17 protein-coding genes are annotated in these 13,588 nt (G+C 66.0%); 11 read left to right on the forward strand and 6 right to left on the reverse strand.

Features of this window, described 5'->3' with window-relative positions:
* Positions 1-29: 29 nt before the first annotated feature.
* Positions 30-2,015 (reverse strand): lytic transglycosylase domain-containing protein, encoded by a 1,986-nt coding sequence (locus AC1Q64_RS10505; RefSeq protein WP_492251283.1) that lies wholly within the window; start codon positions 2,013-2,015, stop codon positions 30-32.
* 14 nt (positions 2,016-2,029) lie between these two features.
* Here AC1Q64_RS10505 and AC1Q64_RS10510 point away from each other — a divergent pair, with 14 nt between their 5' ends.
* The 3 genes from AC1Q64_RS10510 (at position 2,030) to AC1Q64_RS10520 (ending at position 3,744) form a co-directional block, all read left to right on the forward strand.
* Positions 2,030-2,602 (forward strand): 5-formyltetrahydrofolate cyclo-ligase, encoded by a 573-nt coding sequence (locus AC1Q64_RS10510; protein WP_056059531.1) that lies wholly within the window; start codon positions 2,030-2,032, stop codon positions 2,600-2,602.
* 132 nt (positions 2,603-2,734) lie between these two features.
* Positions 2,735-3,427, forward strand: a complete 693-nt coding sequence (locus tag AC1Q64_RS10515) for a glutathione S-transferase family protein (RefSeq protein WP_492251284.1) — start codon at positions 2,735-2,737, stop codon at positions 3,425-3,427.
* Positions 3,428-3,435: 8 nt separating this feature from the next.
* Entirely contained in the window at positions 3,436-3,744 is a 309-nt protein-coding gene (locus AC1Q64_RS10520; protein ID WP_492251285.1) for an NIPSNAP family protein, read from the forward strand.
* A gap of 43 nt (positions 3,745-3,787) precedes the next feature.
* On the opposite strand, the gene AC1Q64_RS10525 is transcribed toward AC1Q64_RS10520, so the two are convergent.
* Both AC1Q64_RS10525 and AC1Q64_RS10530 read right to left on the reverse strand, forming a co-directional pair.
* Positions 3,788-4,246, reverse strand: coding sequence for a hypothetical protein (locus tag AC1Q64_RS10525; RefSeq protein ID WP_492251286.1), 459 nt, complete (start codon positions 4,244-4,246; stop codon positions 3,788-3,790).
* Positions 4,247-4,254: 8 nt separating this feature from the next.
* Complete coding sequence (locus AC1Q64_RS10530) at positions 4,255-4,710, reverse strand: hypothetical protein (RefSeq protein WP_492251287.1); 456 nt, start codon at positions 4,708-4,710, stop codon at positions 4,255-4,257.
* 45 nt (positions 4,711-4,755) lie between these two features.
* Between AC1Q64_RS10530 and AC1Q64_RS10535 the strand changes: the two genes are divergently transcribed.
* The gene (locus AC1Q64_RS10535) at positions 4,756-6,015 is read left to right on the forward strand and encodes a multifunctional CCA addition/repair protein (protein ID WP_492251288.1); all 1,260 of its coding nucleotides are present in this window, start codon (positions 4,756-4,758) and stop codon (positions 6,013-6,015) included.
* A gap of 107 nt (positions 6,016-6,122) precedes the next feature.
* Positions 6,123-6,581, forward strand: a complete 459-nt coding sequence (locus tag AC1Q64_RS10540; protein ID WP_492251289.1) for a GNAT family N-acetyltransferase — start codon at positions 6,123-6,125, stop codon at positions 6,579-6,581.
* A gap of 38 nt (positions 6,582-6,619) precedes the next feature.
* Here the strand turns inward: AC1Q64_RS10540 and AC1Q64_RS10545 are convergent, their stop codons facing one another.
* Positions 6,620-7,261 (reverse strand): NrsF family protein, encoded by a 642-nt coding sequence (locus AC1Q64_RS10545; protein WP_492251290.1) that lies wholly within the window; start codon positions 7,259-7,261, stop codon positions 6,620-6,622.
* Entirely contained in the window at positions 7,258-7,803 is a 546-nt protein-coding gene (locus tag AC1Q64_RS10550) for a sigma-70 family RNA polymerase sigma factor (protein ID WP_291435849.1), read from the reverse strand. Before AC1Q64_RS10550 ends, AC1Q64_RS10545 begins: the two co-directional genes overlap by 4 nt.
* Positions 7,804-8,015: 212 nt before the next feature.
* Between AC1Q64_RS10550 and AC1Q64_RS10555 the strand changes: the two genes are divergently transcribed.
* Genes AC1Q64_RS10555 through AC1Q64_RS10570 form a run of 4 tightly spaced genes read left to right on the forward strand, consistent with a single transcriptional unit; the run spans position 8,016 to position 10,400 of the window.
* Positions 8,016-8,309: a BufA1 family periplasmic bufferin-type metallophore gene (locus AC1Q64_RS10555; RefSeq protein WP_492251291.1), complete on the forward strand. Its 294-nt coding sequence runs from the start codon at positions 8,016-8,018 to the stop codon at positions 8,307-8,309.
* Positions 8,310-8,312: 3 nt separating this feature from the next.
* Positions 8,313-9,164: an MNIO family bufferin maturase gene (gene bufB, locus AC1Q64_RS10560; RefSeq protein ID WP_492251292.1), complete on the forward strand. Its 852-nt coding sequence runs from the start codon at positions 8,313-8,315 to the stop codon at positions 9,162-9,164.
* Entirely contained in the window at positions 9,155-9,916 is a 762-nt protein-coding gene (locus tag AC1Q64_RS10565; RefSeq protein WP_291435855.1) for an HvfC/BufC N-terminal domain-containing protein, read from the forward strand. Before bufB ends, AC1Q64_RS10565 begins: the two co-directional genes overlap by 10 nt.
* A 10-nt stretch (positions 9,917-9,926) precedes the next feature.
* Positions 9,927-10,400, forward strand: a complete 474-nt coding sequence (locus tag AC1Q64_RS10570; RefSeq protein WP_492251293.1) for a DoxX family protein — start codon at positions 9,927-9,929, stop codon at positions 10,398-10,400.
* 13 nt (positions 10,401-10,413) lie between these two features.
* On the opposite strand, the gene trxC is transcribed toward AC1Q64_RS10570, so the two are convergent.
* Complete coding sequence (gene trxC / locus AC1Q64_RS10575; protein WP_291435858.1) at positions 10,414-10,851, reverse strand: thioredoxin TrxC; 438 nt, start codon at positions 10,849-10,851, stop codon at positions 10,414-10,416.
* A gap of 190 nt (positions 10,852-11,041) precedes the next feature.
* Here trxC and otsB point away from each other — a divergent pair, with 190 nt between their 5' ends.
* Both otsB and AC1Q64_RS10585 read left to right on the forward strand, forming a co-directional pair.
* Positions 11,042-11,779 (forward strand): trehalose-phosphatase, encoded by a 738-nt coding sequence (gene otsB / locus AC1Q64_RS10580; RefSeq protein WP_291435860.1) that lies wholly within the window; start codon positions 11,042-11,044, stop codon positions 11,777-11,779.
* Complete coding sequence (locus AC1Q64_RS10585) at positions 11,776-13,581, forward strand: glycoside hydrolase family 15 protein (RefSeq protein WP_492251294.1); 1,806 nt, start codon at positions 11,776-11,778, stop codon at positions 13,579-13,581. Before otsB ends, AC1Q64_RS10585 begins: the two co-directional genes overlap by 4 nt.
* Positions 13,582-13,588: the final 7 nt, after the last annotated feature.

Genomic DNA, 13,588 nt, shown 5'->3' on the forward strand with positions numbered 1-13,588 from the left:
TGCCTGTCAGCTCGGTGAGCGAAAGAGCGTCAGGGCAGGTCCTTGTTCACCTCGGGCAACGCCGCATCGCGGGGGCCAATGGTGCCCAGGCGGCTCTTGAGCGACTGGGGCTGGCCGGTGAGCATGGCCGCGTAGTTGGTGGTGTTGGAGAGCACCTTCTTCACGTAGTCGCGCGTCTCGGCAAAGGGCACGTTCTCGGCCCAAATGGCAGCGTCCAGCACCGGGCCGTTGCGCCAGCTGCGCGGACGGCCAGGGCCGGCGTTGTAGGCGGCGGCAGCCATGGGCATGGAGCCTGCAAAATCGTCCAGCGCCAGCTTGAGATAGGCGGTGCCGATGGTGATGTTGGTGTCGCGGTCGGTGATCTGGTCGGGCGTGAAGTTGGTGAGACCAATCTTCTTGGCCGTCCAGCGGGCCGTGGCGGGCATCACCTGCATGAGGCCCGAGGCACCGACGTGCGAGCGGGCATCCATCACAAAGCGGCTTTCCTGGCGGATCAGGCCGTACACATAGGCTGGGTCGATGCCGATGCCCTGGGCACGCTCCACCACGGTGCTGCGAAACGGCATGGGAAAGCGCTGCGTGACGTCCACCACGCCCTTGGTGCGCTCGCTGGTGTTGATGCAGCGGTCCCATACCTCGCGTTGGCACGCAAAGTCGGCGGCGGCCAGCAGTTCGCGGTCGGGCATGCCACCGCTCTGGTGCAGGTTGGTGGTGTAGTTCCACTCGCGCACGCCTTCGCTGCGCAGGCCCAGCAAGATGGCGTACAGCGCGCGGTTGAGCCCCGGGTTGGCGCGGGCTGCGGCTTTTTCTTCGGCGGTAAGGGGCGCGGGAGCGGGGGGGGTGGTGATGCGCTGGCCCAGCTCTTCGAGCGCCAGCTGCTCATAGAAGCCGCGCGTTCCGGCGATGCCTTCGAGCAGTTGCCGTGCTTCGGCGCGTTCGGCATCGGTCACGCGGCCTGCCAGCAGCGAGCGCGCCTTCCAGTACACCCAGGTGCTGTCCTGGCGGCCTTCAGGGCCCATGGCGTCCACCGCCTTGCCCACGGCCTTCCACTGGCCAGCGCGCAAGGCGGCACGCACCTTCCAGCCCAGCAGGTCGTCGTTGAGGTCGCTGTCCTTGGTCACATTGGCGAAATAGCCGTGGGCGTTGCTGGCCAGCTTCTGCGCAGCGGTCTTGCCAATCACGCCCCAAGCCCAGTTGCGCTCTTCGGCGGAGAGGTGCACGCCCCATTTGTTGTCAAGCTGATAGGCCGCACCATCGGGGTCGCTGGTGGCCAGTTTCAACAGCGCCAGCAGCACCAGTTCCTGCCGCGCCTTGCCGGCCGCAGTGGCGCGCGAGAGCAGGTATTTGCTGGGCGCATCGAGCACATCCTTGAGCTGCGGCAGCGATTCGGGCGAAACGATCTCGACCGCCGAGCGCACCACGCGGGGGCGGTTGGCCTCCACGCCCAGGCGGGCCTTGCGCCACACGTCCAGGGCCGAGAGCTTCTTGTAGCCATACAGCTCGCGCGCGGCGTGGGTGCAGCCATCGTCGGCGTCGCGGATCGCATACCAGTTGCTGCGCACGTCCTCGGCCACGGTGGCCGGTGCCGTGCCCTTGATCTGGTCGATCAGCAGCGCGTAGCAGCGCACTTCGCGGTCGTCCGACATGCGGTAGCTGGGGTGTTGGTCGGCAAACTGGCCCCAGTCGCGCCGCTGGCCCAGCAGCAGCAGCCAGTCATTGCGCAGGCGGTCTTCCTGGTAGGTGCCGGCGTAGCGCTGCATGAAAGCCTGAATCTCCTGTGGCGAGGCCTCGCCCAGACGCACGCGCAGCTCCCAGTAGGCGGCCCAGGGCTCGAGCGCATGGCCGCGTGCCGCAGGCAGCAGCTGCGCGAGCTTGTTGCGGTCGCCCTTGCGGAACGCCTGCTGCATCTCCAGCAGGGTATCGTCACCACGGTTTTGCGCCATGACAAGGGGCGCGGTGGCGGCCAGCAGGGTGGCGGCCACAAGGGGTGTCAGAATCGCTCTGAGAAATTGCATGGGGGAATTATCTGATGGACAAAGCAGCCCTTCGGCGCACATTGATAGAAGAACGCCTCAACCTGCCCGACCGCCTACAGCGGGCCGACCTGTTACAGCAGGTGATGCGCATCTGGCTGGTGAACCGGCCGGATACGGTGATCGGCGCCTACTGGCCCATCAAGGGCGAGTTCGACCCCCTGCCCGCCCTGCACCGCTGGAAGGAAGATGGCGAGCTGCTGGACGAACCCCTGCGCCGCCGCATCGGCCTGCCGGTGGTCAACAAGCAGCACAAGACCCTCACCTTCCACGCCTGGTACCCCGGCTGCCCCATGGAAGAAGACGCCTACGGCATCCCCAAGCCCAAGGACACCGAGGTCATCGTGCCCACGCTGCTGTTCGTGCCCTGCGTGGGCTACGCGCCGGGCGGCTACCGGCTGGGCTATGGCGGCGGCTTTTACGACCGCACGCTGGCCACGTTGCAGCCCAAGCCATTCACCGTGGGCCTGGGCTTCACCCATGGCTATCTGGACGACTTCGAGCCCGAGGAGTTCGACCTGCCACTCGACGCCATCCTGAACGACAACGGCGTGGTCTGGCCCATCTGATCCCCATCCAGGCAGACCTGCACAATGGCCTGTGATGCCTGCAGCGCATCATTCAGGCCAGTTTTTGGCATCGCTGGCGCGCCTGGTAGCCGCTAGCATGGCGGGCTGACCTCTTCATTTCAGGTGCCCACCATGCTCAAGCTCTACATCGGCAACAAGAACTACTCGTCCTGGTCCATGCGCCCCTGGGTGCTGCTCAAGCAGGCGGGCATCGTCTTTGAAGAAGTGCGCGTGCGCTTTGACAGCTTTGACGCGCAGTCGGAATTCAAGCGCACCATCGGGGCCGTGAGCCCCACCGCCAAAGTGCCCGTGCTGGTGGACGGCGACCTGGTGGTGTGGGACACCCTGGCGATTGCCGAGTACGTGGCCGAAACCCACCCTGACAAAAAGCTCTGGCCCACCGACGCCAAGGCCCGCGCGCGCGCCCGCAGCGTCTGCGCCGAGATGCACAGCGGCTTCACCGCCCTGCGCGGTCACTGCCCCATGAACATCGAAGCGACCCTTGCCGACACCGGCGCCCTGATCTGGCGCGACCAGGCCGGCGTACGCGCCGACGTGCAGCGCCTGGTGGACATGTGGAGTGCGCTGCTGCAAGAACATGGGGGCCCGCTGCTGTTTGGCGAATTCACCGTGGCCGACGCCTACTTTGCCCCCGTGTGCATGCGCCTGCATACCTACGCCTTGCCTGTGCCTGCGATCATCCAGGCCTATGTGGCCCGCGTGCGCGCGCTGCCCGGCGTGCAGGCCTGGATCGACGAAGCCCTGGCCGAAAAGGACTTTCTGGACTTCGAAGAGCCCTACCGCCTGCGCCATACCGAAGGCTGAGCATCACCATGGCTGTCACCATCTACCTGCGCTACGTGCTCAACACCAGCAAACTCAAGGAGTTCGAGCACTACGGAAAGCTGTGGATCCCGCTGGTCGAAAAATTCGGCGGCCAGCACCACGGCTACTTCATGCCCAGCGAGGGCGCCAACAACATCGCGCTGGCGCTGTTCACGTTCGAGAGCCTCGCAGCCTACGAGCGCTACCGTGAGGCGTCGATGCAGGATGCGGACTGCCAGGCGGCCTTCCGCTATGCCGAGGAAACGGGGTGCATCGTGAGTTATGAGCGGAGTTTTTTCAGGCCGGTGTTCCGATGAGACTTCAGGTACGTCGGTAGGAAGCACGGCGCGAGAACTCTGTCTATTCGCGCTGGATCAGCTTGCCCTCATCGTCATACTCGTTAGCCCAGCCAATGTGAATCGCCATCTGGCCCAACCCCAACAGCGCAACAATGGCCGCGATCGCGAGCAAAAGTGCCCGGCCATCGTAGACAGCGTCGTAGGGGTAGAGGATCCGCTCCATGTCGGCGACCTGGAACACGCGCACCCCATCGTGCCAAACGGTGAGTGGCGCCTGACTTGCCTCCATCTTGACCAATTGTTCGATAGGGCATCTGCCCGACTTTCCCCTGGTACAAGACACCTCCGCACCCGACGCAGTCCGAAAGACGGCCTCCCGCCCCAACGGCCCCGGGTGCTTCACTCTCACCGTCGCACTCTCTGCCGTGAGTGTTTCAAAAGGAGGAGCGTAGGGCCATAAAGCCATCCGCGCCAGCAAAGCCGCCAAGGAAAAAGTAAACACCGTGAAACGTTTCTTCATCGGCAGCGCTACCGGAACTGCTTGCGCAAAAACGCCTTGTGCCGCGCGATGTGCGCCAGCTGGGCGGGGGCAATGGAGCCGCCCAGGTCTTCGTCCTCGGTGTTGAGCACCCGGTTCGCATAGGCCATCGCGCGGGCCACCACCTCTTCCTCGCTCACGCCCCGCGAGGCAGCCAGGTCCATCGCAACGCGGCGCATGGCGCGCTGCGACAGCATCCACATCGCGCCGAAGGAATCCCACGCGGCCGCAACCTCCTTGAACTTGTCGTGTTCGGCCAGGATGTCGTTGAGCGGCTTGGCCAGGATCTCCTGCAGCGCCTCCACCTGGGCCTTCAGGGCCTCGAACTGCGCCTCGCGCTGCAGGGCCTCGGCGGCCGCATTGGCAGCGGCATCGGGCGCCGTCGGCACGGGCACGCTGCCATCGGGGTTGAGCTGGGCAATGGTGAGGTCGGAGGATAGGGACATGGTGGGTTGGAATATACGGCCGAGGGCTCGTCCTAAACTACGCCGATGCAAATCTACATGGTGGGCGGCGCCGTCCGCGACAAGCTGCTGGGTCGGCCCGTGAATGACCACGACTGGGTGGTGGTGGGTGCCACGCCAGAGCAGATGCTGGAGCTGGGCTACCTGCCAGTGGGCCGAGACTTCCCGGTGTTTTTGCACCCCGAAACGCGCGAGGAATATGCACTGGCCCGTACCGAGCGCAAGAGCGGGCGCGGCTACCGGGGCTTTGTGGTGGAAAGCTCGCCGGATGTGACACTGGAAGAAGACCTTTCCCGCCGCGATCTCACTATCAATGCAATAGCTACTAGTGCTTATGGGACAAGCGCTGGAGGCATTTTTGACCCATATTCTGGAGCCAAAGACATCGAGGCGCGGGTGCTGCGCCATGTGACGGACGCCTTCCGCGAAGACCCGGTGCGCATTCTGCGTGTGGCGCGGTTTGCAGCGCGGTTCACCGACTTCACGGTAGCGCCCGAGACAATGCAGCTGATGCGCGAGATGGTGGCGCATGGCGAGGTGGACCACCTGGTGGCCGAGCGCGTGTGGCAGGAGCTGGCGCGGGGGCTGATGGAAGAAAAGCCGTCCCGCATGTTCGAGGTGCTGCGTGAGTGTGGCGCGCTGCAGGTGCTGCTGCCCGAGGTAGCGCGCCTGTGGGGCGTGCCCCAGCGGGCCGAATACCACCCCGAGGTGGACACCGGCGTGCACCTGATGATGGTGCTGGACATGTCGGCCCGGCTGCAGGCGCCGCTCATCGTGCGGTTTGCCTGTCTGGCACACGACCTGGGCAAGGGCACCACGGCCGCCGATGTGCTGCCGCGCCACATTGGGCACGAAGAGCGCAGCGCCGAGCTGCTCAAGGACGTGGCGGAGCGCCTGCGCATGCCGGTGGACTGCCGCGAGACCGCCGATGTGGTGGCGCGAGAACACGGCCACATCCACCGCAGCACCGACTTGTCGGCCGCAGCCCTGGTACGCCTGCTGGAGCGCTGCGACGCCATCCGCAAGCCCGAGCGTTTTGCCGACATCCTGCTGGCCTGCGAGTGCGATGCCCGTGGGCGGCTGGGGTTTGAAGAGTCGGCTTACCCGCAGCGTCCCCGCCTGATGGCCGTGTTGGGTGCCGTCCAATCGGTCGTCACGCGCGAGATTGCAGCGCAGGCCGCCGCCAAGGGCCAAAGCGGCCCGCAGGTGGGTGCACTGATCCACCAGGCGCGGGTCGAGGCGGTGGCGCAGTGGCTGCACACCCAGGCGCACAACGAAACTACCTGACCGGGTGCACCACGTCCCGATGCGGGGATCCACCCTTTCTACAATCCGCGTCCGCTCGCACCCCTGGCGGGGTGCGCCTCTTGGCCTTTTTGCGATCCGACGCCTCCATGACCTCTGTGCACATCCGCCCCGCCACCCCGGCAGACGCCGACACCATCTCGCCGCTGTTGGATGCCTACCGGCAGTTCTACGAGCAGGCGCCGGACCTGGCCGGAACACGGGCATTCATTGCAGAGCGGTTGGAGCGTGAAGAGTCGGTCATCCTGCTGGCGCTGGATACGTCGCAGACAGCCGTGGGCTTTTGCCAGCTTTACCCCACGTTCTGCTCGGTGGAGGCCGCGCCCATCTACACGCTGTACGACCTGTTCGTGGCGCCCTCCGCGCGCAAGACAGGTGCCGGGCGCAGCCTGCTGCTGGCGGCAGAAGCGACGGCCCGCGCCCATGGCAAGGTGCGCATGGACCTGACCACGGCCCACACCAACACCACGGCGCAAAAGCTCTACGAATCGCTCGGCTGGACGCTGGACACAGTGTTCCGCGCGTACAACAAGCGTGTCAACGCCTGAACCGCCACGGCGCTTGCCGTGCTCCCCGCGCCAAACCCTCACCAGCGCAGCAGGCGCGGCCCCAGCACAGCCCCCAGCGCGGTGGGAATGGCCATGCCCGCCAGGTACCAGACCGCCAGAAACGGTGCGGCCATCTCGGGGCAATGCAGGGCGTACACCAAGGCGCCCAGCGCACCGGCCAGCAAACCGGCACCCGCGCCCGCCCAGGCCAGGCGTGTGGGCGCCGCGCCCTTGAGCGCCCAGAAACCCGTAGCAAACGCTGGCACCGACAGCGCCGCGATATTGAATGGGCAGGTGCGCCACGTGCTGCCCAGGATGAGCGGCATGCGCTCTGCGGCAGACACCTGTGACAGGGCCATCAGCGCCATGGCCCACAGCACCAGCGGCGGCACGGCCAGCCACAGCGCTGCGTTCCCCACGGGCATGCCCGGGCGGGCCATGCGACGCAGCAGCGCCAGCCCGGCAGCGGCCAGCGCGGCGGCAAACACCAGCTTGCCCCAGAACATGGGCAGTGCCATGGTCGTGAGCAGGTCGGGGCGCAGGCCGAACATTGCCAGCATCAGCACCCCGGCACCCACAATACCCGCTGCGATGGCAACGGCAAACCGCTGCTCAATCGCAGTGGTCTCTACGGGCCGGTCATCCGTGGCCAGCAGGTGGATCAATTCATCGGTTTTCATGCCATTCCCCTGATCTTGGCGGCCAGGGCCTTGAGCCCCCGGTGCACGCCGACTTTGACGGCCGACTCCGACAGCCCCGTGAGGCGCGCCGTCTCGACCACAGACAAACCTTCCAGCTTCACATACTCAATCGGCAGGCGCTGCTTGTCTGGCAGCGTGCGCAGAAGTTGCCCCAGGTCCCGCCGGGCTTCGGCAGCCTCGCTGTCGCTGCTGGCAAACAACTCGTCGGCATCGTCCAACGGGTCGTTGCGGCCCTCTTTCACCGCGTGCGAGCGCAGCCAGTCGATGAGCTTGTAGCGCGCAATCGCGTGCGCCCAGGCCGTCACCGGCATCTCGGGCCGGTAGGTGTGGCGCTGGTTGTGCACGGCCAGCAGCGTCTCCTGCACCAGGTCTTCCACCTCATCGGGCCGCTGCGCGAGGCGGCGACGCAGGAAGGCGCGAAGGTGAGCACTCAGCTCCTTCAAAAAGCGCTGGTAGGCGGCGGCGTCGGCATCCAGCCCCTGCAGCAACAAGCCTCGCAGGCGCTCTTCCACTATCTCCATGGTGTCTCCCTGAAGGCAATTCGGATGCCGGGACCGATGGGTTACAGGCCGCGCAAAAAATATTGGAGGCCTGCCGCCAATATTTTTTGCGCAATGCTGTAACCCGCCTGCTGCACAGCGCGAATTACAACGCAGATCGGGCAGTTCAGTGCTGGCTCTGTGCAGCACCCCGGTCGGATTCAAACCCTACCCAACCCTCGGAGAACCGTACCATGACCACTCGCACCCTCAGCCTCGGCGCCCTCGCACTCGTTGCCCTGACCTCTGGCGCCGCCATGGCCCAAACTAACGCGGCCCCCATGGATGGCGCCAAGCCCGCCATGGAGAAGTGCTATGGCGTCTCGATGGCAGGCAAGAACGACTGCGCCGCCGGCCCCGGCACCACCTGCGCGGGCACGTCCAAGATGGACTACCAGGGCAACGCCTGGAAGTTTGTGCCCGCTGGCACCTGTAGCACCATCAAGACCCCCAAGGGCATGGGCACACTGACACCCGCCAAGGCCTGAACCATGACCCCGTGCCCTCTCACCGCCGGCCTGGGACTCAAGCCCCAGCACTACGACGAGGCGCTGCATTGCTCGGCCCCCGGCCTGTGGTGGGAGGTGCACCCCGAAAACTACCTGGCCGATGGCGGCCCGCGCCTGGCCTGGCTGGATGCCATCCGCGCGCACCACCCGGTGGCATTGCACGGCGTTTCACTGTCCCTCGCGGCCGATGCACCGCCCAACGCGGCCCACCTGGCGCGACTGGCAGCCCTTGCAAGGCGGATGGAACCCGCCATCATTTCAGAGCACCTGGCCTGGTCCACCTGGCGCGGACAGTACCTGCCCGACCTGCTGCCGTTTCCGCGCACGCACGCGGCATTGCACCGCATCGCAGACAACATCGCCCGCACGCAGGATGCGCTGCAACGCCCCATCGCCATCGAGAACCCCACGCACTACCTCCACATCGACGGCCACGACTGGGCTGAAACCGATTTTTTGGCCGAACTGTTGCAGCGCACTGGTTGCACCCTGCTGCTGGACGTGAACAACGTGTTCGTCAGCGCCAACAACCTGGGCTTTTGCGCACAGGCCTACCTCGACGCCTTTCCCCTGCACGCAGTGACCGAAATCCACCTGGCAGGCCACCATGCCGACCCGGTGCATGGCAACGCCCTGCTGATCGACAGCCACGATGCGCCCATCGCTGCTGCGGTGTGGGCGCTGTACGAGCAGGTGATCGCGCGCACAGGCCCCGTGCCGACCCTGATCGAACGCGACGACCAGCTGCCCGCCTTCAGTGAACTGCTGGCCGAGCGGGAGCAGGCCCACAGCGCGCTTGCAAAACCACTGCCTCAGGAGGCCGCATGCAGTTGAGTGCATTTCAAGACGGTCTCTCTGCCGCGCTTCTGGGCCACGCCGTGCACGTACCGTGGGTGTCGGCGCTGGAGTCCCAACCGGGCTTTGCCGTATACAGCAACACCGTGCTCAAGGGCGGCATCGACGCACTGCAAGCCAACTACCGCACGGTGTGCCAGCTGGTGGGAGAAGACTGGTTCCGCGCCGCCGCAGCGGTCTATGTCCGCGCGCAGCCGCCGGCTGACGGACTGCTGATGGACTACGGCGTGGGGTTTGCAGACTTTCTGGCCGGGTTTGCACCGGCGGCCGAGCTGCCCTATTTGCACGCCGTGGCACGCCTGGACCGCTGCTGGACCGAATGCCATCTGGCGGCAGACGCCACCGCTGTCGGCCGCGACTGGCTGGCACAGCAAGCGCCCGACACTTTGCCCCTGGCGCAGCTGCTCCCCCACCCCGCCGCGCGCTGGGCCTGGTGCGAAGAACATCCCGCCTACGCACTGTGGCAAAGCCACCGTGAAGGCCTGGCCCTCACAGAGCCGCTGGAGTGGACAGGCGATGGGGCCTTGCTCACCCGGCCCCGTGCAGAAGTGACGTGGCGTCCCCTGTCGCGCGCAGGAATGGCGTTTCTGGACGCCTGCGCCCACAGCCAGACACTGGAGGCCGCCGCCACTTCAGCCCTGGATGCCGAACCCACCGCAGACTTTGCGGCCCTGATAAGCACCTTGCTGGACGCAGGCGCATTGATACCCACCGATTCACGCCCAGGCTAAGGAGCACTTCATGACCACCAGCACACATTTCCTCACCGCGCCCGCCAAAGGCCCCCGCGTGCTGTGGGCGCGCCTGGCCGATGCCGCCACGTGGCTCACCCCGCACAGCCTGCTGGCCTTGGTCAACCGGGTGGCCATTGCAGGCATCTTCTGGCTGTCGGCCCGCACCAAGGTCGAAGGCTGGTTGACCATCTCTGACAGCGCCTATGCGCTGTTCCGCGACGAATACAAGCTGCCCTTGCTGCCGCCCGAGCTGGCGGCGCAGATGGCCACTGTGGCGGAGCATCTGCTCCCTGTCCTTCTGGTGCTGGGGCTGTTCACACGCCTGTCGGCCCTGGCCCTCTTGGGCATGACGCTGGTGATCCAGCTGTTTGTCTACCCCGACGCATGGCCCACCCATCTGTCATGGGCGGGGCTGATGCTGTACCTGGTGGGGCGCGGTGCAGGCAACGTATCGCTGGACCGGGCGCTCGGAATCCGCTGAGCAACAGGTTTCTTCAACCTGCCGCTGTGCGCACCCAGCGCACGATGTCTGCCGCCCCCAGTGCGCCCGAGATGCGCGCCACCTCACGCCCCTGCTGGAACAGGATCATGGTCGGAATGCTGCGGATGGCATAGCGCGCTGCGATGGCCTGCTGGTCTTCGGTGTCGAGCTTGGCCAGGCGCACTCGGGGCTCCAGCTCCCGTGCGGCCTGCGCAAAGGCCGGTGCCATCTGGCGACATGGCCCACACCAGGGGGCCCAAAAGTCCACCAGCACCGGGATGTGGCTGCGCGCCACATGCTTGTCGAAGCTGGTCGCATCCAGCTCCAGAGGCGCCCCCGCAAAGAGCGGCTGATGGCATTGGCCGCAATCGGGCGCGCTGCCCAAGTCGGCACTTTGCACGCGGTTGGTGGTGTGGCAATGGGGGCAGACGATGTGCAGGGCTTCGGTCATGGCGTGGCAAGGGCTGGGGGGGGAATCGGCGTACTGATCACATTGCGACGCAGGCTCACCGTTTCAAGGGTTGGCCTCGCCAGCCTCGGTTGCCAAAGTTGCATACGGTCGCAGACCTTGCGCGCGTTTACCAGCCCTGAATCCCCCTGGTGGCCGTATCTGCATTGCAGCGTCTGCTATGGTTTCGCGCATGCAGCTGCTCCCCACACTGACAACTGCCCATGCGCTTTTTCTGGACTTCGACGGCACGCTCACCGAGCTGGCGCCGCGCCCCGAGGCGGTGCGCGTTGCGTCGGGGCTAGTCCCGACACTGTCATCGCTGTACACCCACCTGGGCGGCGCGCTGGCCATCGTGACCGGGCGGCCCGAGGCCGACATCGACGGATTTCTGGCACCGCTGCGTCTGCCGCTGGCCAGCGAGCATGGAGCCCAGTACCGCCTGGGTGGCACCTCTGTTCCCGCCACGTCACCACCCGCCCTGGAGCCCGTTTTACAGGCCGCACAAGACCTTGCAGCACGCCACCCCGGCCTGCTGGTGGAGACCAAGCGCGTCAGCGTGGCCTTGCACTACCGCCTTGCGCCACAGCTGGAGGCCTTGTGCCACGACACCCTGGTACGGGCCATGCACCAGGTGGAAGGCGTGGAACTGCTCTGCGGCAAATGTGTCTTTGAAGTGAAGCCCCGTGGCGTTCACAAGGGCCAGGCGATTGCCGACTTCATGACCCAAGCCCCTTTTGCAGGGCGCATACCGGTCTTCATCGGCGATGACGTCACCGACGAAGCGGGCTTTGCTGCCGTTCAAGCCCTGGGCGGCTGGGGCATCAAGGTGGGCGAAGGACCCACCATGGCACAACACCGCTGCATGACATCTGCCGCATTGCGCGGCTGGCTGTCGTCTGCACGCACGACCTTGGAGCGCGAACGATGAACACAGCCGCCACACAACCCCAGACGGGCTCGCTCAACCTCGGGATGATCGGCAACTGCGCCATCAGCGCACTCATCGACAACCATGCCCGCATGGTGTGGTGCTGCCTGCCCCGTTTTGACGGCGACCCCGTATTCAACGCCCTGCTGCAGCCCGGCGACGAAGGCAGCCACTTCGCGATCGAACTGGAAGACCTGGCGTCGGCCCACCAGTGGTACGAGCCGAACACCGCGATCCTGCGCACGCAGCTGTTCGACAAGGCAGGCCACGGGGTGGAGATCACCGACTTTGCGCCGCGCTTTTACAGCCGCTCGCGCTACTTTCGCCCTATGACGCTGGTGCGCCGGGTACGCCCCATCCAGGGCGCGCCACGCATTCGCGTAGCGCTCAAGGTGCGCTACGACTGGGGCCAGACCACACCCGAGATCACACGGGGCAGCAACCACATCCGCTACGTGGGCGAGAGCATGACGTTGCGCCTGTCCACCGATGCGCCGGTATCGCATGTGCTGTCAGGCCAGGCATTTGTGCTCACGCGCGAACACAACTTTCTGCTCGGGGCCGATGAAACCCTGGTGGACGGCATTGCCGACACCGCGCGCCTGTTTGAGCAGGAAACCACGGCCTACTGGCGCAGCTGGACCCGCGCTCTGGCCGTGCCCCTGGAGTGGCAGGACGCGGTGATCCGCGCAGCCATCACGCTCAAGCTCTCGCTGTACGAAGACACCGGCGCCATCGTGGCCGCCATGACCACGAGCATCCCCGAGTCCGCCCACAGCGGCCGCAACTGGGACTACCGCTACTGCTGGCTGCGCGATGCGTTTTTTGTGGTGCGCGCGCTCAACAGCATCTCTGAAGTCGGCACCATGGAGGACTACCTGCGCTGGCTGAGCAACGTAGTGGTCGAAGGCGGCGACGGGCACATTCAGCCGCTGTATGGCATTGGGCTGGAGAAAGACCTGCCTGAGCGTTTTGTGCCGCAGCTGGCGGGCTACCGGGGCATGGGCCCTGTGCGCGTGGGCAATCAGGCGGCCGAGCATTTTCAGCACGACGTGTACGGCAACATCGTGCTGGGCGCAGCCCAGGCGTTCCACGACCACCGCCTGCTGCACCGTGCGGGCCTGGCCGAGTTCACGCGGCTGGAACAGGTGGGCGAGAACGCGGTGCGTGTGTATGGCCAGCCCGACGCCGGCATGTGGGAGCTGCGCACGCGCGCCAGGGTGCACACCTCGTCCGCGCTGATGAGCTGGGCAGCCTGCGACCGGCTGGCCAAGATCGCCGCCACCCTTCAGCTGGCCGACCGTGCCAGCCACTGGCAGCAGCATGCCGACCGCATGCGCGCCGAGATCCTCGACAAATCCTGGTGCGAAGCGCGCCAGGCGTTCGCCGAGAGTTTTGGCGGCCATGAACTCGATGCGAGCGTGCTGCTGATGGCCGAGGTGGGCCTGATCGACCCCAAGGACCCACGCTTTGTGAGCACCGTGGAGGCCATGGAAAAGAGCCTGTGCGATGGCCCCTACATGCGCCGCTACGAGGCGGCCGACGACTTCGGCAAGCCCGAGACAGCCTTCAACATCTGCACCTTCTGGCGCATCGACGCGCTGGCGCGTATCGGCCGCAAGGCCGAGGCCCGCGCCATCTTCGAGACCATGCTGGCCGCCCGCAATCCGCTGGGCCTGCTGTCCGAAGACACGCACCCCGAGACCCGCGAGATGTGGGGCAACTTTCCGCAGACGTACTCGATGGTGGGCGTCATCAACGCTGCCGTGCGCCTGTCGGCGCCCTGGGACAGCGTGATTTGAGGCACTG

The organism is Acidovorax sp. GW835-FHT14G06 (assembly GCF_058793595.1).